Origin of the sequence: Streptomyces sp. NBC_00659, from assembly GCF_036226925.1 — a bacterium.
In the GTDB taxonomy this organism is placed as follows: Bacteria; Actinomycetota; Actinomycetes; order Streptomycetales; family Streptomycetaceae; genus Streptomyces.
The window spans coordinates 2,167,502-2,189,165 of the sequence record NZ_CP109031.1 but is presented as its reverse complement, the minus strand read 5'-3'; the positions used below and the strand labels follow the sequence as shown (position 1 = coordinate 2,189,165).

At 72.1% G+C, this 21,664-nt stretch carries 24 protein-coding genes; 12 read left to right on the top strand and 12 right to left on the bottom strand.

Annotated features, from left to right (window positions below; translation table 11 throughout):
• Window positions 1-279 precede the first annotated feature (279 nt).
• The 3 genes from OG410_RS09430 to OG410_RS09420 all read left to right on the top strand — a co-directional run bounded on the left by OG410_RS09430 (window position 280) and on the right by OG410_RS09420 (window position 3,870).
• Window positions 280-1,233, top strand: a complete 954-nt coding sequence (locus OG410_RS09430) for a PP2C family protein-serine/threonine phosphatase (protein WP_329304068.1) — start codon at window positions 280-282, stop codon at window positions 1,231-1,233.
• Window positions 1,234-1,794: 561 nt separating this feature from the next.
• Window positions 1,795-3,135 carry a transcriptional regulator gene (locus OG410_RS09425; RefSeq protein WP_329298695.1) on the top strand — a complete coding sequence of 447 codons (1,341 nt, stop codon included), beginning with the start codon at window positions 1,795-1,797 and terminating at the stop codon, window positions 3,133-3,135.
• A gap of 189 nt (window positions 3,136-3,324) precedes the next feature.
• Window positions 3,325-3,870 (top strand): NUDIX hydrolase, encoded by a 546-nt coding sequence (locus OG410_RS09420; protein WP_326788823.1) that lies wholly within the window; start codon window positions 3,325-3,327, stop codon window positions 3,868-3,870.
• A 28-nt stretch (window positions 3,871-3,898) separates the two neighbouring features.
• Here OG410_RS09420 and OG410_RS09415 read toward each other — a convergent pair whose 3' ends face one another.
• Entirely contained in the window at window positions 3,899-4,156 is a 258-nt protein-coding gene (locus OG410_RS09415) for a hypothetical protein (protein WP_329298694.1), read from the bottom strand.
• A 210-nt stretch (window positions 4,157-4,366) separates the two neighbouring features.
• Complete coding sequence (locus tag OG410_RS09410; protein ID WP_326788824.1) at window positions 4,367-5,227, bottom strand: 3-hydroxybutyryl-CoA dehydrogenase; 861 nt, start codon at window positions 5,225-5,227, stop codon at window positions 4,367-4,369.
• 168 nt (window positions 5,228-5,395) lie between these two features.
• On the opposite strand from OG410_RS09410, the gene OG410_RS09405 reads away from it, so the two are divergent.
• Entirely contained in the window at window positions 5,396-6,643 is a 1,248-nt protein-coding gene (locus OG410_RS09405; protein WP_329298693.1) for a glycoside hydrolase family 10 protein, read from the top strand.
• A 36-nt stretch (window positions 6,644-6,679) separates the two neighbouring features.
• Here the strand turns inward: OG410_RS09405 and OG410_RS09400 are convergent, their stop codons facing one another.
• Window positions 6,680-6,877, bottom strand: a complete 198-nt coding sequence (locus OG410_RS09400) for a DUF1918 domain-containing protein (protein WP_328454365.1) — start codon at window positions 6,875-6,877, stop codon at window positions 6,680-6,682.
• Window positions 6,878-6,969: 92 nt separating this feature from the next.
• The gene (locus tag OG410_RS09395) at window positions 6,970-7,926 is read right to left on the bottom strand and encodes a DMT family transporter (protein WP_329298692.1); all 957 of its coding nucleotides are present in this window, start codon (window positions 7,924-7,926) and stop codon (window positions 6,970-6,972) included.
• Here OG410_RS09395 and OG410_RS09390 point away from each other — a divergent pair.
• Window positions 7,925-9,361 (top strand): aminotransferase-like domain-containing protein, encoded by a 1,437-nt coding sequence (locus OG410_RS09390; RefSeq protein ID WP_329298691.1) that lies wholly within the window; start codon window positions 7,925-7,927, stop codon window positions 9,359-9,361. The two genes, OG410_RS09395 and OG410_RS09390, sit on opposite strands and share 2 nt — an antisense overlap.
• Window positions 9,362-9,532: 171 nt before the next feature.
• Window positions 9,533-10,126, top strand: coding sequence for a histidine phosphatase family protein (locus OG410_RS09385; RefSeq protein WP_329298690.1), 594 nt, complete (start codon window positions 9,533-9,535; stop codon window positions 10,124-10,126).
• Here OG410_RS09385 and OG410_RS09380 read toward each other — a convergent pair.
• Together OG410_RS09380 and OG410_RS09375 are read right to left on the bottom strand one after the other, a co-directional pair.
• On the bottom strand, window positions 10,108-10,551 hold the full coding sequence (locus OG410_RS09380) for a DUF6314 family protein (protein ID WP_329298689.1): 444 nt from the start codon (window positions 10,549-10,551) through the stop codon (window positions 10,108-10,110). The genes OG410_RS09385 and OG410_RS09380 overlap by 19 nt on opposite strands.
• Before the next feature lie 112 nt (window positions 10,552-10,663).
• Window positions 10,664-11,491, bottom strand: coding sequence for a LysR family transcriptional regulator substrate-binding protein (locus OG410_RS09375; RefSeq protein WP_329298688.1), 828 nt, complete (start codon window positions 11,489-11,491; stop codon window positions 10,664-10,666).
• Between the two features lie 80 nt (window positions 11,492-11,571).
• Here OG410_RS09375 and OG410_RS09370 point away from each other — a divergent pair, with 80 nt between their 5' ends.
• On the top strand, window positions 11,572-11,964 hold the full coding sequence (locus OG410_RS09370) for a DUF5997 family protein (RefSeq protein WP_329298686.1): 393 nt from the start codon (window positions 11,572-11,574) through the stop codon (window positions 11,962-11,964).
• A gap of 176 nt (window positions 11,965-12,140) precedes the next feature.
• Here OG410_RS09370 and OG410_RS09365 read toward each other — a convergent pair whose 3' ends face one another.
• Both OG410_RS09365 and OG410_RS09360 read right to left on the bottom strand, forming a co-directional pair.
• A complete protein-coding gene (locus OG410_RS09365) occupies window positions 12,141-12,368 on the bottom strand; it encodes a hypothetical protein (protein ID WP_329298685.1) in 228 nt (75 codons plus the stop codon).
• Window positions 12,369-12,427: 59 nt separating this feature from the next.
• Entirely contained in the window at window positions 12,428-12,613 is a 186-nt protein-coding gene (locus OG410_RS09360; RefSeq protein WP_329298684.1) for a SecDF P1 head subdomain-containing protein, read from the bottom strand.
• A gap of 507 nt (window positions 12,614-13,120) precedes the next feature.
• Here OG410_RS09360 and argC point away from each other — a divergent pair.
• From argC to OG410_RS09335, 5 genes are read left to right on the top strand one after another with little or no spacing between them, the layout of a single operon-like run.
• Entirely contained in the window at window positions 13,121-14,149 is a 1,029-nt protein-coding gene (argC, locus tag OG410_RS09355) for an N-acetyl-gamma-glutamyl-phosphate reductase (protein ID WP_329298683.1), read from the top strand.
• Window positions 14,146-15,300: a bifunctional glutamate N-acetyltransferase/amino-acid acetyltransferase ArgJ gene (argJ, locus tag OG410_RS09350; RefSeq protein ID WP_329298682.1), complete on the top strand. Its 1,155-nt coding sequence runs from the start codon at window positions 14,146-14,148 to the stop codon at window positions 15,298-15,300. Before argC ends, argJ begins: the two co-directional genes overlap by 4 nt.
• Complete coding sequence (gene argB, locus OG410_RS09345) at window positions 15,297-16,211, top strand: acetylglutamate kinase (RefSeq protein WP_329298681.1); 915 nt, start codon at window positions 15,297-15,299, stop codon at window positions 16,209-16,211. The genes argJ and argB overlap by 4 nt, the downstream gene beginning before the upstream one ends.
• A complete protein-coding gene (locus OG410_RS09340) occupies window positions 16,208-17,416 on the top strand; it encodes an acetylornithine transaminase (protein WP_329298680.1) in 1,209 nt (402 codons plus the stop codon). The genes argB and OG410_RS09340 overlap by 4 nt, the downstream gene beginning before the upstream one ends.
• A gap of 22 nt (window positions 17,417-17,438) precedes the next feature.
• On the top strand, window positions 17,439-17,975 hold the full coding sequence (locus tag OG410_RS09335; protein WP_329298679.1) for an arginine repressor: 537 nt from the start codon (window positions 17,439-17,441) through the stop codon (window positions 17,973-17,975).
• 102 nt (window positions 17,976-18,077) lie between these two features.
• On the opposite strand, the gene OG410_RS09330 is transcribed toward OG410_RS09335, so the two are convergent.
• From OG410_RS09330 to OG410_RS09315, 4 genes are all read right to left on the bottom strand, one after another.
• Window positions 18,078-18,869, bottom strand: a complete 792-nt coding sequence (locus OG410_RS09330) for an FAD:protein FMN transferase (RefSeq protein WP_329298678.1) — start codon at window positions 18,867-18,869, stop codon at window positions 18,078-18,080.
• Window positions 18,862-19,665 carry an FMN-binding protein gene (locus OG410_RS09325; RefSeq protein ID WP_329298677.1) on the bottom strand — a complete coding sequence of 268 codons (804 nt, stop codon included), beginning with the start codon at window positions 19,663-19,665 and terminating at the stop codon, window positions 18,862-18,864. Before OG410_RS09325 ends, OG410_RS09330 begins: the two co-directional genes overlap by 8 nt.
• Before the next feature lie 19 nt (window positions 19,666-19,684).
• Window positions 19,685-21,022 carry a ferredoxin reductase family protein gene (locus OG410_RS09320; protein ID WP_329304067.1) on the bottom strand — a complete coding sequence of 446 codons (1,338 nt, stop codon included), beginning with the start codon at window positions 21,020-21,022 and terminating at the stop codon, window positions 19,685-19,687.
• A gap of 125 nt (window positions 21,023-21,147) precedes the next feature.
• Entirely contained in the window at window positions 21,148-21,660 is a 513-nt protein-coding gene (locus OG410_RS09315) for an FMN-binding protein (RefSeq protein ID WP_329298676.1), read from the bottom strand.
• Window positions 21,661-21,664: the final 4 nt, after the last annotated feature.

The following is a 21,664-nucleotide window of genomic DNA, read 5'->3' as shown; positions in this document are numbered from 1 at the left end:
CGTATCAAGGCTGGGGCTCCCCGCAGGGCGACGCTCCACACGCATTCGCGGAACCCGGCCCGGGCGGTCCCCGGCCCGCGTCGCCGACGTGACCGGCTGAGAGCCGGATTCGACCGGGCGGTGCGCGGTCGCCGGTCCTGCCTCGGCTTCACCCGCGCGGTGTGCGGACGTGGCGCGCCCGGCCACCGGGTCCTGCGCACCGCCGACCGGCCACCGCTGCGCCGGGCGGTGAACCTGGGGCTGCCCGCGGTCTGGGGCGCGCTGGCGATCTCGTACACGATGGCCTGTCCGCTCGCTCAGGAGAACGGGCTCGGCGCCCGCGTCGTCACCAGCGCCGTCTTCTTCGCGGTCGGAGCCGGTCTGATACTCCACGTCAGAAGAGTGCTGCTGCGTGAGCTCCGGCAGATCCGCAAGGTCGCGGGAGCCGCTCAGAGCGTCCTGCTGCGCCCGCTGCCACCGCGTATCGACGGGCTGGACATCGCGGCGGCCCAGCTCTCCGCGGACCAGGGCGCCAGCATCGGCGGCGATCTGTACGAGGCGATCGCCACCGAGCACGGTGTGAGGGTCGTGATGGGGGACGTGCGCGGGCACGGACTGGGGGCCATCGGGACCGTCGCCGCCGTCCTCGGCAGTTTCCGCGAGGCCGCGCACGACGAAGACGAACTCGGCGACGTCCTCAGAAGACTGGAGCGGGCGCTGGCCCGGCACCTGTGCGAGCGGGACCGGGCCGGACACCCCTCCTCCGGGCCCGGCTCCGACAGCGACACCGCCGAGGAGTTCGTCACCGTCCTGCTCCTGGAGATCCGCGGGGACGGCGAGGTGCACGCCCTCAACTGCGGCCACCCGTGGCCGTATCTGCTCACCAGGGGCCGCGTGCAGCCACTCGTCCGCGCCGAACCACTGCCCCCGCTCGGGCCGTTCCCGCTGCCGGCCCGTCTCCCGGCCGAATCCTGCGGCCGGCTCCGGCCCGGCGAGGGTCTCTTCCTGCACACCGACGGTGCCGAGGACGCGCGGGACACCCGGGGGCGGTTCTTTCCGCTGCTGCCGGCGCTCACCGCGGCCGTCCGCGACGGACCCGTCGTACCGCAGGCCGTGCTGCGCTCGGTGCTCACCGGCCTGCTGAGCCACACCGGCGGCCGGCCCGCCGACGACGTGGCCCTCCTGGTGCTCCACAACGACCGCCGTCCCCTCGCCCTGAAGCCGGGCCGTGTGTCCCAGTACGTGCCTCGCTAGTGCCGCGTCAGCCAAGGTTCGCCCCGTCGCGACGCCCGGCACGCCCTCTCGCCGCACCGGCCGAAAGCCCAAGTACGTCCAGTACGAGGACTTTCGGCCGGCACGCCGAGAGCACGCACCGGACGCCGCTCCTCAAAGGGCAAACCTTGACTGACGCGGCACTAGCGCGCGGCGAGCACGGGCGGCCACCGGTCGCGCTTCGCCGTCCCGGCCGGGGCGACCGGCCACGGGACCCGCACCCGGACGACCGGAGTCCCGCGGTCGCCCCGGCCGAACCGGCTCTGCCGTCCGCCCGGCCACGGAGTGTCGGGCAGGCGGCCGGGCGGACGGCGCGGAGCGGGCCGCCGTACTGTACGAGGGGGAGCCCGGCGGCCCGGCCGGCCTCTTGCGAGGCATTTCAGTCAACCGGGGCGAAACTCTCCGCGACAGCGCGCGCACAGCGCGGATACGGGCATTCCCATCACACCCCGTGTGAAAGGGGACGCACTACTCTCTCTGATGCGGCCGGGCGCGGTCGGGCCTGACCGGCGCCGTCGGCAACGAGCCACTGGGGGGCCTCCCATGCAGCCCAACACTCTGCTCGACTCGATCCTCGACGAGGCGGGCATATCGCACGCGGGACTCGCCGCCCACGTCAACCAGGCGGGCCGGGCCCGCGGTCTGGCCCTGCGCTACGAACACACCGCCGTGGCACGGTGGCTGAAGGGCCAGCGACCGCGTGGTCAGGTGCCCGACCTGATCTGCGAGGTGCTCGCGGGACGCCTGCACCGGCCGGTCACGCTCGACGACATCGGCCTCGGGGTCCCCGGCGAGCCCTCCACCCCGCACGCCGGCTCGCTCTCGGGTTTCGTCGAACGCGCCACCGCTCTGTGGCGCTCCGACGAACAGCAGCGCCCGCACATACTCGGCGCCCCGGCCGTCACCGGAACCCCGGCCGTGATGCCCGTGTGGGAGTGGGAGAACCCGCCCGAGGACGTGGACGTCTCCCGCGGCGGGCGCCATCAGGTCAGCATGGCCGACATCGAGATGCTGCGCGCGGCGCGGGCCCACTACGAGCAGATGTACCGCAAGGCCGGCGGCATAGCGACCCGCACCCGGATCGTCGGCTTCCTCAACTCCGAGACCGCCCCCCTGCTGCGCGGCAGCTACACCGATGCCACCGGGCGCCAACTCCACCGTGCGACGGGCGGTCTGGTGGCCATCGCGGGCATCTGCGCCTACGACTCCGACGCGCACGGACTCGCGCAGCGCTACTTCCACCAGGCACTGCGTCTGGCGAAAGCCAGTGGGGACAGGGGACTTGGAGCGTACGTGATAGCGCTGCTGGTCAACCAGTCGCTGTTCATGCGCGAGTACCGGCAGGCGGTCGCCTTCGCCGAGGCCGCGCTGCGAGCGGCGGGGCGCCACATCACCCCGGCCCTCGCCTCCGACCTCTACGCCATGCAGGCCAAGGCGTACGCACACCTCGGCGACGGCAGCAGCGCGCTGTCCTGCATACGGCGTGCCGAGCAGGCCGCCGAGCGTATCCGGCGCGGTTACGAGCCCGACGAGACCGGCTATGTCCAGCCGGGACTGGTCAACGTACAGGTGGCGGAGGCCCTGCTCAGCCTCGGCGACCTGGTGGCCGCCGCGGAGCACGCGGCGGCCGCGGTCGACACTCCGGCGCACGACCGGGGGCGTGTGCACCGGCTCGCCATGCTCAGCCAGATCGAACTGCGCCAGGGCAACGCCGACAAAGCGGTGGCGACGGCCGTCCGGATGGCGGAGCAGGCACGGGGGATGGAGTCCCAGCGGCTGCGCGACAGACTGCGCGCGGTACGCGAACACCTGGTGCGCAGCGGCTGTTCGGGCACGACCGAGGCAGCCGAACTCATCGACGGCGCACTGCGCGTACCGCTGTAGGGAGCAGTCCGGCAAGCCGTTTCACCGGCCGCGCCGGAGCGCCGAGGCACGAGCGGCGCCTGAACGCGGGCCACCGTTTCGTCCGGCCGTGTTCAGGCGCCGCTGTGCTGCGCCCCGACCCCAGTGAGCCCTGCTGTCGGAACGCGGCTGCTGCGATATTGCCATCACTCGGCGGAAGGTGGCAGAACCGTGCAGTGGACGAAACAGAACGAACAAACTGTGTATGAAAATCGCTGGTTCAGCGTCAATCTCGCGGATGTGGAGCTGCCGGACGGGCGGCATCTCGATCACTTCCTGATACGGCTGCGGCCCGTCGCCGTGGCCACGGTGGTGAACGACGCCAACGAGGTGCTGCTCCTGTGGCGGCATCGCTTCATCACCGACAGCTGGGGATGGGAGCTCCCGGCGGGCGTCGTGGAGGACGGCGAGGACATCGCCGTGGCGGCGGCCCGCGAACTGGAGGAGGAGACCGGGTGGCGGCCGGGACCCCTGAGGCATCTGATGAGTGTCGAGCCCTCCAACGGGCTCACCGACGCCCGGCATCACATCTACTGGGCCGACGAGGGCGCGTACATCGGACACCCCGTGGACGACTTCGAGTCGGACCGCCGGGAGTGGGTTCCCCTGAAGCTCGTTCCCGACATGGTCGCCCGCGGTGAGGTCCCGGCCGCCAACATGGCGGCCGCACTGCTCCTCCTGCACCATCTCAGGCTCGGGCAGGACGCGTTGCCCTGATCCGGTCCCCCCTCACAGCCCCCTGGGCCTAGTGCCCCAGAGCCTGCCAGACCGCCACGGCCAGCGCGCCCACGGCCGCGACGACGGCGACGGTGGGCAGTGGCCAGCGGGTGTGTTCGAGCGCGACGATCCGGGTGCTGAGGTCATCGAGGTCCTTGGCCGTCTGGTCGTCGCGCTGGGTGAGCAGCGCCAGTCCTCCCTCGATGCGGGTGAACCCCACTTCGAGAGACCGGCGTAACTCCGCGAGTTCCTTCGGTGCCGCGGGATGCTCGGGGTCGGCGGTCACGAGTCCGCTCCTTTCCGTGGTCGGCACATCCCTTGTCTGTGCACGGAAAGTCAACTCGCCTGGTGGGCACGTGGGGAGAGTGTGCGCCAGGCATATGCGGGCCCGGCACGCACACGGCGTGTGAACGCCGCGGGCCCGGCACCACAGAAGGTGCCGGGCCCGTGCGAACTCCGGTGAGCGGAGCGGGTGTTCCGTCGATGTTCGGCCTGGTCAGCCGTAGGTGTAGAACCCCGAGCCGGACTTGCGGCCGAGGCGGCCGGCGTCGACCATGCGCTGGAGCAGCGGGGGAGCGGCGTACAGCGGCTCCTTGTACTCCTCGTACATCGAGTACGCGACCGAGGCCACGGTGTCGAGGCCGATCAGGTCGGACAGCTTGAGCGGGCCCATCGGGTGGGCGCAGCCCATCTCCATGCCGTTGTCGATGTCCTCGCGGCTCGCCATGCCCGACTCGAACATCCGGATCGCGGACAGGAGATAGGGGATCAGCAGCGCGTTGACGACGAAGCCCGAGCGGTCCTGGGCGCGGATCGCGTGCTTGCCGAGCGCCTTCTCGGCGAACAGCTGGGCGCGGCTGATGGTGCCCTCGGAGGTGGTCAGCGCCGGGATCAGCTCCACGAGCTGCTGCACCGGGGCCGGGTTGAAGAAGTGGATGCCGATGACCTGGTCGGGACGCGAGGTCGCGACGGCCAGCTTCACCAGCGGGATCGAGGAGGTGTTGGAGGCCAGGATCGCGTCCGGCCTGGTCATCACCTGGTCGAGCACCTGGAAGATCTCGGTCTTCACCTGCTCGTTCTCGACGACGGCCTCGATCACCAGGTCACGGTCGGCGAACTCGCCGAGGTCCGTGGTGAAGCTCAGCCGGTCCTGGGTGGCCTTGAGCTCTTCCTCGGAGATCTTTCCGCGCCCGGCCGCCTTGGACAGGGAGGAGAAGAGCCGGGTCCGGCCGATCTCCAGGGCTTCGCCGGTGGTCTCGGCGACCTTGACGTCCAGTCCGGCGCGGGCGCACACCTCGGCAATGCCCGCTCCCATCTGGCCGCAGCCCACCACTCCGACGCGTTCGATGTCGGTCACATCGTCCCCTTCGCTGATCCGTACGGCCCGGCAGGTAGTCCGTTGTTCGGGCCCTGCTCCGAACGTGCACGTTACTCCCAAGTATCGATGATCGATCGTCGGGGTGGTGCATGCTGGGTTCCGGTACGGCGTGTGACCGGACGGATTCGCAGCGTAGGGGGTAGGGGTATGGGGCGACTGCCACGCCGGACGTTCGCGGCGGCCGCGCTCGCGACGCTGTCGGGGTTCGGCACGGCGGGGGACGCCGCGGCCGCCCGGGACGCGGCCCCACCGCACCGGTCGGCGGCCCCGCGCGCCATGCGCGGCATGTGGCTCGCGACCGCCTCGAACCGCGACTGGCCCTCCCGCACCGGCCTGAGCCCCGCACGCCAGCGCGCCGAACTCGTCGGCCATCTGGACACGGCGGTACGCCTGCGCCTCAACACCGTGTTCCTCCAGGTCCGTCCCGCCGCCGACGCGCTGTGGCCCTCGCCGTACGAGCCGTGGTCCCGCTACCTGACCGGCGTCCAGGGCAAGGATCCCGGCTGGGACCCGCTGGGCACCGCCGTGCGCGAGGCCCACGCGCGCGGTCTGGAACTGCACGCCTGGTTCAACCCGTACCGCGTGTCCGGACAGCCGGACCCCGGCAGGCTCGCCCCCTCGCACCCCGCGCGTCTCCACCCGGACTGGACCGTGCGGTACGGCGGGAAGCTCTACTACAACCCCGGACTGCCCCCGGTCCGTACGTTCGTCCGGGCCGCGATGCTCGACGCGGTGCGCCGGTACCCCGTCGACGGCGTGCACTGGGACGACTACTTCTACCCCTACCCGGTGCCCGGCGAGCGCTTCGACGACGACGCGGCGTACGCCGAACACGGCGCGGGCTTCCCGGACCGGGCGGCCTGGCGGCGCCACAACATCGACCGGCTGGTGCAGGAGATGGCGGAGGGCGTCAAGAAGGCCCGCCCCGGGGTCCGCTTCGGGATCAGCCCCTTCGGCGTCTGGCGCAACGCGTCGACCGACCCGCTCGGCTCGCCGACCCGGGCCGGCGTCGAGACCTACGACGACCTGTACGCCGACACCAGGAAATGGGTCGGGCGGCGCTGGGTGGACTACATCTGCCCCCAGCTCTACTGGAACATCGGCTTCGCCGCCGCCGACTACGCGAAGCTGCTGCCCTGGTGGGCGCGGGTCACCCGGGGTACGGGCGTACACCTGTACGCGGGCGAGGCGCTCTACAAGGCGGGCGACCCGGCGCAGCCGGCCGCCTGGCGGGACCCGGCCGAACTCTCCCGGCATCTCACCCTCGCCCGCGGCCACGCCGAAGTGCGCGGGCATGTCTTCTTCGCGGCCTCGGAGGCGGGCGTCGACCGGACCGGCGCGATGGCACGGGTCGTCGCAGACCACTACCGGCAGCCGGCGAAGCCCCCGCGCTGAGCGGACGCCGGCATCCCGGCGTCCGCTCCCGCCGTTCTACCGCGGCGGCATGTCCCGGTGGCGGATCTCGGAGTCCGGGCCCGGCGAGCACACGGCCTCGTGACCGTCCTCGAACCGCACGCGGTAGGGGGGAGAGCCTTCGGCTCCCATGACCTCGGTGATCTCCGCGACCTTGTCGTGCTGGCCGACGGTCCTGCCGTGCTGCACCAGCTGGTCGCCTTTGGTTGCGTGCATCTGAACGGTCTCCTCGCCTGTACGGGAGCAACGGTTCGTGGCCCTGGGTCGAAAGGCCCGGGGCGCGGGTCGGTGCGGCCTGTTCGTGCGGGTCAGCCCCGTGCCCGCTGGGTCAGGGCGATGCAGACGAGGACGGCGGCCGCTGTCAGGGGTGCCGCCGGGGTGAGCCGCTCGCCCAGGAGCAGTACCGACCACACCAGTGTGAGCAGCGGCTGAGCCAGCTGCAACTGGCTGGCCTTGGGAATCCCGATCGACGCCATCCCCCGGTACCAGACGACCAGGCCGAGGAACTGCGAACCGACCGCGACCCAGAGCAGCCCGGTCAGGCTGTGCGCCGTCAGCTCCACCGGTTCGTACGACAGCGCCAGCAGCGCGCCCGGAACGCTGAGCGGCAGACACAGGACCAGGGCCCAGCCGATGACCTGCCAGCCCGGCATCACCCGGGCCAGCCGGCCGCCCTCGGTGTAGCCCGCCGCGCAGATCAGCAGGGCCCCGAAGAGATAGGCGTCCGCACCGGTCAGGGCACCGCCGCTCTGCTGCACGGTGAACGCGATCACGGCCGCGGCGCCCGCGCAGGCCGCCACCCAGAACGTCCGCGACGGCCGCGCGCCGGTGCGCAGCGCCGAGAACAGCGCCGTCGTCAGCGGCAGCAGCCCGACGACGACGGCCGCGTGGGCGGTGGTCGACGTCCCCAGGGCGAGTGTCGTCAGGAGCGGGAAGCCGAGGACGACACCGGCGGCGACGACGGCGAGGCCCGCCAGATGCCGCCGGGCGGGCCGGGGGACCCGCAGCGCGAGGAGGCAGCCGCCCGCGAGGAGCGCCGCCAGGACACAGCGCACGGTCACCAGCGACCAGGGGCCGAAGCCCTCCAGGCCCCAGGCTGTCGCGGGGAAGGTGAGGGAGAAGGCGGTGACCCCCAGGGCCGCCTGAAGGGTGCCCGAACGGCGGTCCGCCGGAGCGGGGCTCCGGGGCGGGGCGGAGGCCGGGGGCTCGATGCCGGTGCTGACCGCTATCCCGGTCCGGTCGATAGCGCTACTCTCTGCTCTCATGCAAGAGCGTAGCAGTGTGGGCGATCTGGCGGATCAGCTGCGACAGGAGCTGAATCGCTACTCTCCAGGTGGAAAGCTGCCGTCCAGCCGGGCGCTCGTCGAACGGTTCCGCGTGAGCCCGGTGACCGTGTCACGGGCGCTGGCGCAACTGGCCGCCGAGGGGCTCGTGATCACCCGGCCCGGCGCGGGCGCCTTCCGGGCGAGGCCCCGGCCCGCCGTCACCTCCACCGGGGACACCTCCTGGCAGGAGGTCGCGCTCAGCGCGGACGCCGCGACGGAGGCCGTCCCGCGCACCGTTGACGCCTCCGGCGTCCTCGCCTCGCTCGCCGCGCCGCCCCCCGGCGTCGTCGAGTTCAACGGCGGCTATCTGCACCCCTCGCTCCAGCCGGAGCGGGCGATGGGCGCGGCCCTCTCCCGGGCCGGCCGTCGCCCCGGGGCCTGGTCACGGCCGCCCATGGAGGGACTGCCCGAACTGCGCGAGTGGTTCGCGCGCGGTATCGGCGGGGCGATCGGCGCCGCCGAGGTGCTGGTCGCGGCCGGCGGCCAGACCGCCCTGACGACCGCCCTGCGCGCGCTCGCGCCGCCCGGCGCCCCGGTTCTGGTCGAGTCGCCCACGTATCCGGGCATGCTGGCCATCGCCCGCGCCGCCGGTCTTCGCCCCGTTCCGGTCCCGGTGGACCCCGACGGCGTGAAACCCGGGCTCCTGGCCGACGCCTTCAGGGCGACCGGCTCCCGGGTCTTCGTCTGCCAGCCGCTGTTCCAGAATCCGACCGGCGCCGTGCTCGCGCCCGAGCGGCGCGGCGAGGTGCTGCGCATCGCGCGGGACGCCGGAGCCTTCGTCGTCGAGGACGACTTCGTACGCCGCCTGGTGCACGAGGACGCGGGCCCGCTGCCGCGGCCGCTGGCCGCCGAGGACCCCGACGGAGTCGTGGTGCACGTCGGTTCCCTGACCAAGGCGACCTCGCCGAGCTTCCGGGTGAGCGCCCTGGCCGCACGCGGTCCGGTACTGGAGCGACTGCGCGCCATCCAGGTCGTCGACACCTTCTTCGTGCCGCGCCCGCTCCAGGAGGCCGCGCTCGAACTCGTCGGCTCGCCGGCCTGGCCGCGTCATCTGCGCACCGTGTCGGCCGAGTTGAAGGTCCGGCGGGACACCATGACCGCCGCACTGCGGCTGCGGCTCCCCGAACTCGCCCTGCCCCACATCCCGTTCGGCGGCTACCACCTGTGGGCGCGGCTGCCCGACGGCACCGACGAGTCCGCGCTCGTCGCCGCCGCCCTGCGCGCGGGGGTGGCCGTGACTCCCGGCCGCCCCTACTACAGCGCCGAACCCCCGGCCGCCCAGATCCGGTTGAGCTTCGCGGCGGTGGCGGGGACGGAGGAGATCACGGAGGGCGTACGACGACTGACGGCGGCGTACGACGAGGTGCGGGCCTGAGCGGAGGCGGCGGGACGTCGCGCCACGGGGAGCCGCGGGGGCGCAACGGCGGGAGTGGGTACAGAGCGTCGGCACTGTCGGTGCACAGGCCAGAAGCCGATGTTCCGTGAATATTCGGATACTCTGCGTGACACCCTTGACCTGCGGAGTCCGGCGCTCCACGATCTGCGCATGCATCTTCGGGTCACGTTCGTCGCCGCCGCGCGCAGCTCCGCGCTGCTGGCGGAGCGCTTCGAGGACGACCGGCCGCTGGACCAGGCGGGATGGGAGGAAGCCCAGCGCGCCGCCGCGGGGCTGCTGCCACTGGCGGCGGCCGAGCTGCGCTACTGCGCGCCGACACCCCGCAGCCGGGCCACCGGTGACGTCCTCGGCTACGCGCCACTGGTTCAGCTCGCGCTGCGTGACTGCGACATGGGCCGCTGGCGAGGCTTCACCCTCGGCGAGGCCATGGCCCGCGAGCCCGAGGCCGTGGACTCCTGGCTGTCCGATCCGCGCTCCACGCCCCACGGCGGTGAGAGCCTGCTGACCTTCATCGCCCGGGTCGGTGCCTGGCTCGACACCCGGCCGGGGGAGGACGGCGGCAGCATCGTCGCGGTGGCCGAGCCGTCGGTGGTACGGGCCGCGCTGGTCTACGCGCTGAAGGCGCCGCCGTCGACGTACTGGAACATCGACGTCCGTCCGCTGTCGGCGATCACCGTGACGGGCCGGGCGGGCCGCTGGAACCTGCGCGTCGACGGGGCGCCCGCTCAGATCGGGCGCGCGTAACCGGTGGTGAGCACGAGGTCCTTCGCGGGTCCCCGGACCCGCCAGACGGACCGCCAGTGGTGCTCGTCCCGGACGGTGAACTCGCCCCGGTAGAGATCCGCGGCGCAGGGGTGGTCGGCGACGTACCGCCCGGTCGTCAGGTCCAGGTCGTGGAACGGGCGGCCGTCGGAGAACCGTACGAGCGCGCTCCCGGGGCCCTGGCCCGGCAGGAACCGCAGTGTCCGTTCGGCGGGCCGCGCGACGCCCTGCCACACGAACGTGCCCGACTCCCGGTGCAGCAGCCCGCCCTCCTCCAGCGGCTCGAACACCGTCGTGCCGGTGAAGCGCCCTTCGGCGTCGCTCGCGAGGTCCCGTACGGTGCGCTCGACCCGCCAGTTTCCGCCCAGGTACGTCAGCACGTCCTCGACCGGCCAGAACTCGCCCATGCCGTCCCGCTCTCCGTCCCGTCCGATGCGGCGCGCCCCGTCGACGCGCGCCGGCCTCCCTCTGTCCTGCCGTCCCGGTCGCCTTCCGGGGCAGGGCCGGGCCGGAGCCCGGTCAGGAACTGCGGCGGGGCTTGCCGCGCTTCGCGCCGCCCTTCGGGCCGCCGGTGCCGCCGCCCCGGGTGTTCTTGGCCGCGGCCCTGCCGCCGCCGCCCTTGCCGCCGGTCTTGCCGGGCGCGGGCTTGCGCCGGGCGCCGCCGCCCGAGTCCGACTTCCGGGGGGCGGACTTCGCCGCGCCCCGGTCCTTCTGCGCCGCCGCGGGCGGGGTCTGGGAACGCCCTCGGGTGCTGTTGGCCGTGCGTCCGCGCACGATGCCGATGAAGTCCTCCACCAGATCGGTGGTCCGCTCCTCGGGCCAGGCCAGCGCGACCCGTGACTCGGGGGCGTCCGTGACCGTCCGGTACGTGAGGTCCTTGCGGTGGTGCAGACGGGCGAGGGACTGCGGCACGACCACGACCCCGATGCCCGCCGCGACGAGTTCCACGGCGTCCTCGGTGGCCGCGGGGCGCTCCAGCGCGGGCCTGCCCGGCAGACGCTCCCAGTCCAGCGGGTCGTCGAGGGGGTGCAGCACGATGTCGTCGGCGAGGTCCTCGCCACTGACCTGCTCGACCGCCGCCACGATGTGATCCTTCGGGACCACGACGACCGTCGTCTCGGTGTAGAGGGGGATCGCGCTGAGGTCGGTCCCGTCGACCGGCAGCCGGACGAAGCCCGCGTCGGCGTCGCCGCGCCGCAGGACGTCGTACACCTCGCCGGCGGACACCGGGACGAGAGCCAGAGGCACGCCGGGCATCCGCTCGTTCCAGATCCGCACCCACTTCGAGGGCGTCACCCCCGGAACGTAGGCGAGCCTGAACGAGGGGGATGCTTCGGAGCCGGTCACCACGTCAGATTACCCGGCGTGGCCGCGGCACCGTACCGGCGATGGTCGGCGGGGGTCCGCGCGCTCGATACCCTTGACCCATGAGTTCGCACCAGACCGCCCAGACGATGAAGCCCGCCACAGCGGCGAAGAAGCTGGGTGTGTACCTCGAGGCCACCCCCGCCGAGTTCCAGGAGGGTGTCGTCTCTCGTGCCGAGCTGAACGCCTTGCAGACCGACCCGCCCGCGTGGCTCCAGGAACTGCGCCGCACCGGCCCGCACCCGCGGCCGGTCGTCGCGGCCAAGCTCGGTGTCTCCATCGCGGGACTCGCCCGCGGCGGCGTCAGCGACGCCCTCACGACCGAGCAGATCGAGGCGCTGAAGACGGAGGACCCCGAGTGGCTGCGGCGCGAGCGCGCCACCCAGGCGGACGTCCGCAAGGAGACGGTACGCATCAAGGAGAAGAACGCGGAGCGGGACGCCAAGCGCTCCTGACCCGAGGCGCCCCCGCCGCGGCCGCCGGCCGGGGGCACCCGAGCCGCCCCGCGCCGGGATCTCAGCCGCCGGTCCCGGGGTGCCGGGCCCGCCGGCACCGGGCGTTCAGGGGCCGTTCGCGCCGGGCGGGGAGCCCTGGCCGCCCGTGTGCCCGAACGCCTTGACGAGCAGGTGGATCACCGCGGCCGACGGATCAGGAAGATGACGACGGGGAACCGGAACGTGCCCGTCGTCCGATGGGCGACATACCGCCCGTAACAGGTGAGGAAGATCCCGCCCGGAGCGGCCCGGACACGGTTCTTGAACGAGTTTCCGGGGACGAACGCCGCTCCGATCGGGATGATTCCCGACAGGACGGCGAAGACCTCGTACGCGCTCCGGTGCGCGGACGACGACGATGACACGGGCGGTCCTCCAGAGGTTTTCGGGGCGGGACTCACCGCACGGCTCGTACGGCACCCCTTCAGCGCGGGAGCCGGGTCACGCCGGTGACGGTCACAGGGGCCGGGAGAGCGCCCGAGCCGAGGGCGACGGCGAGCCGCTCGGCCGACTCCCGGGTGAAGCTTCCGTAGATGTCGGCGGTGCCGTCGCCGAGCCGCTGGTTCATGGACGGGGCCGAGATCGCGGCGCCGTCCAGGACGACGGCCATCCCGTCCACCACCGTCGGCCCCAGCGCGAACGTGGCGCGGGCGGCGGATCCGCCACCGGCGGTCCCGCAGGCGACGACCGAGCCCCGCGCGGCGCCCTCCCGCTCCGTCGCGGGCCTCTCCCGTGCCGTGCGGTCCAGCGTCGCGAAGCGCGCCTGGAGCGCCGCGTCACCACGGACCGCCGCGCGTCCGCCGCGGCGGAGGGTGCCCCAGAGGAGGAGAGCTCTGCGGGGCCCAGGGGGAGACGCGTGCGGGGATGGTTCCCATCCGGTGCCCTCCGGCGAAGGTGATGCCGGGCTTTGACAGGAATCAATCCGGAGTGTGTGTGCTGTTCCACCGGATCCGATCGTGTGGTGTCCGAGTGGAGGGACAGCGACTCTGGGCATGATTCCCACCGTGCCGACGGACGGGGGCGTCGCGGAGTCGCGCGTGCCCTCGGTGGCAGTCCGGGGAGGATTGCATAAACGTGCATGGAAACGTATAGTCATGCCATCCAAGAGGAGGGTTCCATGGCGATGCGTGCGGCGGTGGCGGGAGCGAGTGGATACGCGGGCGGGGAACTGCTGCGCCTGCTCCTGGCACACCCCGAGATCGAGATCGGCACCCTGACCGGCAACTCCAACGCGGGCCGGCGGCTCGGCGGGATCCAGCCCCATCTGCTGCCGCTCGCCGACCGTGTCCTCGCCGCGACCACCGCCGAGGCGCTGAGCGGCCACGACGTGGTGTTCCTCGCGCTGCCCCACGGCCAGTCCGCCGAGGTCGCCGAACAGCTCGGTCCCGAGGTCCTCGTGGTCGACATGGGCGCCGACTTCCGGCTGAAGGACCCGGCCGACTGGGAGCGGTTCTACGGCTCCGCCCACGCCGGGACCTGGCCGTACGGCCTCCCCGAACTGCCGGGTGCCCGCGCCGCGCTGGAGGGGTCCAAGCGCATCGCGGTACCCGGCTGCTATCCGACGGCCGTCTCGCTGGCCCTCTTCCCCGCCTACGCGGCCGGGCTGGCGGAGACCGAGGCCGTGATCGTCGCCGCCTCAGGCACCTCGGGGGCCGGCAAGGCACCCAAGGCGCACCTGCTCGGCAGCGAGGTCATGGGATCGATGAGCCCGTACGGCGTCGGCGGCGTCCACCGGCACACCCCCGAGATGATCCAGAACCTCACCGCCGCCGCCGGTGAGCCCGTCACCGTCTCCTTCACCCCCACCCTCGCGCCCATGCCCCGCGGCATCCTCGCCACGTGCAGCGCCAAGGCGAAGCCGGGGGTCACCGCCGAGTCAGTCCGGGCAACCTACGAGAAGGCCTTCGCCGACGAGCCCTTCGTCCACCTTCTCCCCGAGGGGCAGTGGCCCGCCACGGCGTCCGTCTACGGTTCCAACGCCGTTCAGGTCCAGGTCGCGTACGACGCCGCCGCACACCGCATCATCGCGATCAGCGCCATCGACAACCTGACCAAGGGCACCGCGGGCGGTGCCGTCCAGAGCATGAACCTCGCCCTCGGCCTCCCCGAGGAGCTGGGACTTTCCACGATCGGAGTCGCACCGTGAGCGTCACGGCAGCACAGGGATTCACCGCGGCCGGAGTCGCCGCGGGAATCAAGCAGAACGGCAACCCGGACCTGGCCCTCGTGGTCAACAACGGGCCCCGCCGCGCCGCCGCGGGCGTCTTCACCTCCAACCGCGTGAAGGCCGCGCCGGTCCTGTGGTCGGAACAGGTCCTCAAGAGCGGCGAGCTGACCGCGGTCGTCCTCAACTCGGGCGGTGCCAACGCCTGTACGGGACCCAAGGGCTTCCAGGACACCCACGCCACCGCCGAGAAGGTCGCCGAGGCGCTCGGTGACACCGGCGCGGGCAGCGTCGCCGTGTGCTCGACGGGCCTCATCGGCGTCCTGCTGCCGATGGACAAGCTGATTCCGGGAATCGACCTGGCCGTCGCCGGACTCGGCCCGCACGGCGGCGAGAAGGCCGCCATCGCCATCAAGACGACCGACACCGTGCACAAGACGTCGGTCGTGACGCGGGGAGGCTGGACCGTCGGCGGCATGGCCAAGGGCGCCGGCATGCTCGCCCCCGGCCTCGCCACCATGCTCGTCGTGCTCACCACCGACGCGGACGTGGACAGCGAGAACCTCGACCGGGCGCTGCGCGACGCCACCCGCACCACCTTCGACCGCGTCGACTCCGACGGCTGCATGTCCACCAACGACACCGTGCTGCTGCTCGCCTCCGGAGCCAGTGAAGTCGCCCCGGAGTACGCGGAGTTCGCCGAGGCCGTACGCACGGTCTGCGACGACCTCGGTCAGCAGCTGATCCGCGACGCCGAGGGCGCCAGCAAGGACATCAAGGTCGAGGTGATCAACGCCGCGACCGAGGACGACGCCGTCGAGGTGGGCCGCTCCATCGCCCGCAACAACCTCCTCAAGTGCGCCATCCACGGCGAGGACCCCAACTGGGGCCGCGTGCTGTCCGCGATCGGCACCACCCGGGCCGCCTTCGAGCCGGACCGGCTGAACGTCGCCATCAACGGCGTGTGGGTCTGCAAGAACGGCGGCGTCGGCGAGGACCGCGACAAGGTCGACATGCGCTACCGCGAGGTCCACATCGTCGCGGACCTCGCCGCGGGCGACGCGACCGCCACGATCTGGACCAACGACCTCACCGCCGACTACGTCCACGAGAACAGCGCGTACTCATCATGAGCAATGTGACCCGCAAGCACACCGCGCTCCCCAAGGCGCAGATCCTCATCGAGGCGCTGCCCTGGCTGACCCGGCACCGTGGCAAGACCGTCGTCGTCAAGTTCGGCGGCAATGCCATGATCGACGCCGAGCTGAAGGCCGCCTTCGCCCAGGACATCGTGTTCCTGCACCACGCGGGCCTCAAGCCCGTCGTCGTGCACGGCGGCGGCCCGCAGATCAGCGCCGCCCTCGACCGGCACGGCATCGTCAGCGAGTTCAAGGCGGGCCTGCGCGTCACCACCGAGGACGCGATGGACGTCGTCCGCATGGTGCTGGCGGGACAGGTCCAGCGCGAACTGGTCGGACTCCTCAACCAGCACGGACCCCTCGCCGTCGGCCTCACCGGCGAGGACGCGCACACCATCACCGCGACCAAGCACCGGCCCACGATCGACGGCCAGTTGGTCGACATCGGGCGGGTCGGCGAGATCACCGCGATCGACACGGGCGCGATCGAGGCACTGCTCGCCGACGGCCGCATCCCGGTCGTCTCCTCGATCGCCCGGAGCCAGGACGACGGACATGTCTACAACGTCAATGCTGATACGGCGGCTGCGGCACTCGCTGCCGCACTGGATGCCGAAACCCTCATGGTCCTCACGGACGTCGAGGGACTCTACGAGGACTGGCCGAACAGCGACGAGGTGATCAGCCGCCTCACCGCCACCCAGCTGGAGAAGCTCCTTCCCGAGCTGGCCAGCGGCATGGTGCCGAAGATGGAGGGCTGTCTGCACGCCGTACGCAACGGCGTCACCACCGCCCGTGTCATCGACGGCCGGGTCCAGCACTCGATCCTGCTGGAGATCTTCACCGACGAAGGCATCGGCACGATGGTCGTGCCGGACGACGAGGAAGCGGGGGACGCCGAATGACCGGCAGCGCGAGCAACGCGGAGCTCACCGAGCGGTGGCAGGGCGCGCTCATGGACAACTACGGCACCCCGCGGCTGCCCCTCGTCCGCGGTGCCGGAACCAAGCTGTGGGACGCCGACGGCAACGAGTACCTCGACTTCGTCGGCGGCATCGCGGTCAACGCCCTCGGACACGGCCACCCCGCGATCGTCGAGGCCGTGACCCGCCAGATCGGCTCCCTCGGCCATGTCTCGAACCTCTTCGTCGCCGAACCGCCCGTCGCGCTCGCCGAACGGCTGCTCCAGCTCTTCGGCCGCGAGGGCCGGGTGTACTTCTGCAACTCGGGCGCCGAGGCCAACGAGGGCGCGTTCAAGATCGGCCGGCTGACCGGCCGGACCCACATGGTCGCCACCACGGGCGGCTTCCACGGGCGGACCATGGGCGCCCTCGCGCTCACCGGCCAGCCCGCCAAGCAGGAGCCCTTCCTGCCGCTGCCCGGCGACGTCACGCACGTCCCGTACGGCGACGCGCAGGCACTCGCCCAGGCGGTCACCGACGACACCGCGCTGGTGATCATCGAGCCGATCCAGGGTGAGAACGGCGTCGTCGTCCCGCCCCCCGGCTACCTGAAGGCGGCCCGCGCCATCACCGCGGCCCGTGGTGCCCTGCTCGTCCTGGACGAGGTGCAGACCGGTATCGGCCGCACCGGCCACTGGTTCGAGTACCAGGCCCACGAAGGCGTCCTGCCCGACATCGTCACGCTCGCCAAGGGGCTCGGCGGCGGACTGCCGCTCGGTGCCACGGTCGCCTTCGGCCGCGCCGCCGGGCTGCTGAAGCCCGGCCACCACGGCACGACCTTCGGCGGCAACCCGGTCGTCTGCGCGGCGGGACTCGCCGTGCTCGACACGATCGGGTCCGAGGGACTCCTGGAGAACGTCAAGCGCGCCGGCGAGAAGCTGTGGGACGGGATCGAGGGGCTCGGGGACGGTTCCGGCCATCCGTTGATCGACCACGTCAGAGGCGCCGGCCTGCTCCTGGGTATCGTGCTCACCGAGCCGCTCGCGCCCCAGGTGCAGCAGGCGGCTCAGGACGCCGGTCTCCTGGTGAACGCGCCCGCCCCCGATGTCGTACGGCTGATGCCGCCGCTGAACCTCGGCGACGACGAGGTGGACACGTTCCTCCGGGCCCTTCCCGGCATCCTCGACGCAGCCAACGGGGACGGGTGATCACGGGAATGGGACGACGACGATGACTCAGGCGCAGGACCACGAGCACGCAGGGCCTGCCGTGCCGCAGACCCGCACCGCACGCCACCGCCGGATCGTGGACATCCTCAACCGGCAACCGGTGCGCTCGCAGAGCCAGTTGGCGAAACTTCTGGCCGACGACGGGCTGAACGTCACTCAGGCGACGCTCTCCCGGGACCTCGACGAGCTGAACGCGGTGAAGATCCGCAACAACGACGGCGACCTCATCTACGCGGTGCCGAGCGAGGGCGGTTTCCGCACTCCGCGCGCACCGCTGGGGGAGTCGGCGAAGGAGGAGCGGATGCGCCGGCTCTCCTCGGAGCTGCTGATCTCCGCGGAGGCCTCGGCCAATCTCGTGGTCCTGCGCACCCCGCCGGGCGCCGCGCAGTTCCTCGCCTCGGCGATCGACCAGGCGGAGCTGCACGACGTCCTGGGCACGATCGCGGGGGACGACACCCTGATGCTGATCAGCCGCGATCCGACGGGCGGCCAGGCGCTGGCCGACCATATGCTGCGGCTGGCCCAGAACGATCACTGACACGTACGACGGTGGAGGCGCACCCCGCTCCGGGGTGCGCCTCCACCGTCGTACGCCCCGACGCGGGTGCGCCGGGGGACCGTGCCCGTGAACGGGTGCCGGTCACCCCAGGCGCTGGGCGAGGCCTCCCGTGCACCGGACCTCGTTGCCGGCCGTGATGAGCAGCGCCTCCACGTCGGGAAGCGACTCCAGCCAGTCGAGGCCCGCTCGCGAGCCCATCGCGAAGGCCGCGGTCGCCCAGGCGTCCGCCCAGATCAGATTCGGGCCCACCACGGTCACGGCCACCAGGTCGGTGACCGCCGACTTCCCGGTGCGCGGGTCGACGATATGAGCACCGCGTTCGGCGGTGCCCGAGGTCGCGACGGCCAGCCGGTCGACGCCGGCCGCGGAGACCACCGCGGCGAGCGAGCCCGGGCGGAGCGGGTCGGACACGCCCACCCGCCAGGGGCGGTGCGGCCCGGGGACGCCGCAGAGCTGGACGTCGCCGCCGCCGTTGACGCTCACTCCGCTCGCCCCGGCCGCGGCGAGACTCAGGGCCGCGCGCTCCACCGCCCAGCCCTTGACGATCCCCGTGGGGTCGAGCTGTCCCTCGTAGCGTGTGCTGAACCAGCCGTCACTGACCCGTTCCGCCTCGGCGCCCAGGTCGAGCACCTCGGCGACCTCCGGGTCGCACTCCTCGACGGTCAGCTCTCCGCGCACCAGCCGCGAGATCTGGCTGTCCTCGCGGTAGGTGCTGAACACCGCGTCCACGCGGTGCAGTTGGGTGACCGCCTCCTCCAGCGCCGTCCGCACGGAATCGGGTTCGCCGCCGCGCACGTCGAAGGAGAAGACCGTGCCCATCACCTCCTCGGCGTGGCGCAGCTCCTGCGGTGCGTCCTGCGCGGGCTCAGACACCGGCCTTGTCCAGCGCCGACTGCAGGGACTTCTTGTAGCCCTCGCTCGTGTAGGTCGCGCCGGAGACGGTGTCGATCTGGGCACTGCCCGCGGCGACGGCCTCCTGGTTGAGCTTGGGCACGGCGAGTTCGGTCTTCTGGGAGCTGGTCCCGCCCGAGGGTGCCTGGACCGCCTCGGCCTTGGTGATCTTCTTGCCGTCGAGGGTGAGCCGGACCTGGACGGGGCCGTACTGGGTGTCGGACACGGTCCCGGTGACGACGCGCGCCTGCGCGGCCGGTGCCGCCGGGGACGCCCCGGCCTTGCCCGAGGACCCGGAGGACCCCGATGCGCCGCCGGCGGCCTTCGCCTTGTCCAGGGCCGACTGGAGGGACTTCTTGTAGCCCTCGCTCGTGTAGGTCGCGCCGGAGACGGTGTCGACGTCGGCGCTGCCCGCGGCGACGGCCTCCTGGTTGAGCTTGGGCACGGCGAGTTCGGTCTTCTGGGAGCTGGTCCCGCCCGAGGGTGCCTGGACCGCGTCCGCCTTGGTGATCTTGCCGCCGCTCATGGTGAGCTGCACCTGGACCGGCCCGTACTGCGTCTGCACCACGTCACCGAGGACGGTGGCGGTACCCGACTGCTGAGCGGTGCCGCCCTGCGGCGTTCCCTGCCCGGTGGCGCTCTGCTGGGGCGCCGCGCCCGCCTGCGCCGACGCGGCGGCCGGGTCGGTCGCCGGCTTGAGCGCCAGCAGCAGCACGATCCCGGACACGGTGGCGGCGCTCGCCAGTACGAACCGCCGGATGGGGTGATTTGTCTTCATCGTTCCTGACTCCCGTCGCTCACATCTCGAACGACTCGTGATGGATGCGGCGGGCGGGGACACCCGCGCCGCGCAGTGCCGCGTACACCTCCTGGGCGAAGCCGGGCGGCCCGCACATGAAGACGTCGTGGTGGTCGATGTCGGGCAGTTTGCGGCGCAGGGATTCCGCCGAGATGTCGGGCCGCTCACCCTCGGGGCTGTTCACCGCGTACATCAGACGTGCCCCGCGCTCCTTGGAGATGGCGGCCAGCTCGTCCCACAGGGCCAGGTCCTGGGTGGTGTTGGCCCGGTAGAGCAGCGTGAGGTCGCCGGACGCGCCGGGAAGGGTCTCGAACAGGGCCCGCATCGGGGTGATGCCGACGCCGCCCGCCACCAGGAGCACCTTGCCGCGGCTGCGCTTTCCGGCGGTCAGCGCGCCGTACGGGCCCTCGGCCCAGACCCGGGTGCCCGGCTCCAGATCGCGCAGGGCGGAACTGTGGTCGCCGATCGCCTTCACGGTGATGCGCAGCATGTTGGGGCGGGGTGCCGCCGAGAGCGAGTACGGGTGGGAGCTGAACCGCATCCCGGGAGCCAGGAAGCGCCAGCGGAAGAACTGCCCGGCCTCGGCGCCCATCCGGTGCAGCTTGCGTCCGCTGATCAGCACCGACACGATGCCGGGCGTCTCCTCGATGACGGCCTGGACCCGCATCCGGTGCTTCAGGTTCAGCCGGATCGGAGAAAGGATTCGGTACCAGATGACCAGCGCGGTCACCGATCCGTAGAGCCCGTACCAGACGGTCTTGGCGACCGGTTCCACCGCGAAGTCGTTGCCGGTGGAGAGCTGGTGCCAGAACGTCAGGAACACCGCGGCGTACGTCAGCAGGTGGACGTGGTACCAGGTGTCGTACGGGATCAGCTTGCGGAGCCAGCCGACGGATATGAACCCGATGAGCACGAGCAGACCCGTGCCGATCGCGGCCTTGCCCATGTCGGGCAGCTGGTTGACCGAGTCGACGGTCTGCTGCACGATCCCGCCGAGCCCTTTGCCGGACTGCAGGGCATAGCCCCACATCGTCAGGAAGAGATGGGCGAGGACCAGACAGATGGTGTAACGGCCGGTCATCGCGTGCCAGCGCGCCACCCGGTCGGATCCCACCCGGCGTTCGAGGGCGGGGACGCGGGCCATCTGCAGCACCACGAGGGCCATCAGATATCCGGCGAGCAGCCCGGTGATGCGGCCGGCGTTGAGGATCCTGCTGTTGTTGTCCGCGATGGACGGGGTGTTGTGCCACCACAGCCACAGGACCGCGGCGGCGCCGGCCCAGACGGCGATCAACAGCGGGACGGCGGGCGAGCGGCGAGGGCGGATTCGGCGCATGGTCTGGCGCCGCGCGGCGCGACCACCGGCGATCGTGGACACGGTTCCTCCGTGTTCGTCCTGGAGAGACGGGGTGAGGGGAGTGGCCCCCTGGCCCAGAGATACGGTCCGCGACGCCCGTGCGTTCAGAAGCCCGCCGAGTCCAGTGCGGACTGCAGCGACTGCCTGTATCCGTCACTGGTGTACGTGGCTCCGGACACCGAGTCGATCTGGGCGCTCTGTGCGGCCAGCGTCTCGCGCCTGAGCTCGGGAAGCGCGTAACCGTTGATCTCCTGGTCCCTGGGATTGTCCGAAGGATAGACGACTGCCGTGGATTCGGTGATCTTGCCGTCCTTCAGCGTGATCCGCACCTGGACCGGCCCCCAACGGGTCTGCACCGAGTCGCCGGTGACGGTCCCCGTCCCCGTGCTCTTGGAGCCCCCGGACGCTCCCGAGGAGTCCCCGGACGAGCTTCCCGACGAGGACGAGGACGACGAGGACGAGGACGAGGACGGGGAACGGCCCGCGGACGACGCGGCGTCGGCCGCTGTCGGCGCTGTGTGCGGCTTCAGCGACAGCAGCAGGACGAAACCGGTGACCGTGGCGGCGGCCGCCAGCGTCACCCGGCGCAGCGGACGGTTCTTCTTCAGGGCGTGCACGGCG